At 40.1% G+C, this 1,350-nt stretch carries 2 protein-coding genes; both read left to right on the top strand.

What is annotated here, in order from left to right:
- The first annotated feature begins 142 nt into the window (after positions 1–142).
- Positions 143–679 carry a hypothetical protein gene (locus tag ACMA1I_RS23265; protein WP_337070890.1) on the top strand — a complete coding sequence of 179 codons (537 nt, stop codon included), beginning with the start codon at positions 143–145 and terminating at the stop codon, positions 677–679.
- A gap of 114 nt (positions 680–793) precedes the next feature.
- The gene (locus ACMA1I_RS23260) at positions 794–1,186 is read left to right on the top strand and encodes a hypothetical protein (protein WP_337070889.1); all 393 of its coding nucleotides are present in this window, start codon (positions 794–796) and stop codon (positions 1,184–1,186) included.
- The last annotated feature ends 164 nt before the right edge of the window (positions 1,187–1,350 follow it).

Here is a 1,350-nt window from a genome sequence, read left to right as displayed (position 1 = left end):
TTAACTTCATTGAATCAGAAAATTATATTCAATTAAGCAAAGCATTAAAATAATATATCTCCGCACAACCAAGTTCAGCCTTTATGGTTGGCTCCGCCTCGCCCATCGGCTGCACGAGTACCGTTAGCGGTTACTTCAAAGTATGAAAAAATTTCTCGAGCGATACCATGAAAAATTCTCAATAGAGATTAACCAGCCTAAGTCTAAGGTGATGGAGACTATCGCACGAGAAAAAGGAAAGAAAAGAGACTTAGCAAGCATACTTGGTATTGGCTTTATCGACTACAAAGAAGTGAAGCTAACCAGTGAAGACTCAGTGGAGATAGAAGTAAACCCTAAGATGTTCAATCCCTATAGAGGCGCAGGCAAAATAAACATCACATTCAATGAAGGAAAGAGGGCTTCAGAGACAACAGCGGAAGGTGAAGTAATTCCTTATACTGGAGCTTATTTCCTTGCTATCTCCATATTTTTAAGTTTTCTCGTGTTTTTGACTTTGTTTGCTCTTGTTACTGATAGTGGCACTTTGGGTGTGGTTATAGTGGTCGGTGGGTGGATTGTAATTCTAACATTCTTGTATCTACTCCCATTCTGGTACAGACGCAAACTAAGGGAGTACAGAGATTCGTTTCTGACTGATCTGAAAGCAAATAGAAATAAAAAGAAAAGCATCCGCTAACCCTGCACATAAACCAAGCTTCGGCTACGCCTTACTCATTTTATGTACCAGCCGTTGGCTCAAATTAAAAGCATGAAACCCAACCCTTATAATTTCCATAATACAGACTCTTGTATGAAGTCACCAGATGGAAGTAAAAAGTTAGAATACTATAACCTAACTGAGTTTGCTATGTCAAGCCCTCTAATGGGTGAGTGCTTTTTGGTTAATGGAGCTAAGAAAATAACAATTGATGAGAAGTGTACTGGACCTCCAGTCTGGTCCAGTGACAGTAGATATGTTGCTGTTCCTGTTTGGAGATTTCGATTACCAAAAGGAAATCCTCAAAAAGTATTGGTGTACGACACCGAACTTGACATCTCTTTTATAAGTGAAGAAAGATTTAATGTCTTGACTTTGCTGGAAGTAGATGGACAAAGGGTAGTTGGTTCAAACACTCCTAATGATGAGATTGTAGAAATAGAGCTGGGAGAATTGAAAAATAACTCGAGCCAACAAGGCACATGAGCAAAGCTCTGCTACGCATCGCTCACCTCATGTACAACACCGTCAGACTGTCTAACAACTCCTCTACCATGTAACTTTCGTTCTGGCAAAGGACTACCTGTAAGAGTACTAGTCGCTTACTGCTATGAAATTCAAACAGGCTTTTTGCCGGGACGAGCCTCCTT

It is taken from the genome of Pontibacter sp. 13R65, assembly GCF_047525655.1.
In the GTDB taxonomy this organism is placed as follows: Bacteria; Bacteroidota; Bacteroidia; order Cytophagales; family Hymenobacteraceae; genus Pontibacter.
The sequence above is the reverse complement of the archived record's forward strand: the minus strand, read 5'-3'. Positions and strand labels throughout refer to the sequence as shown.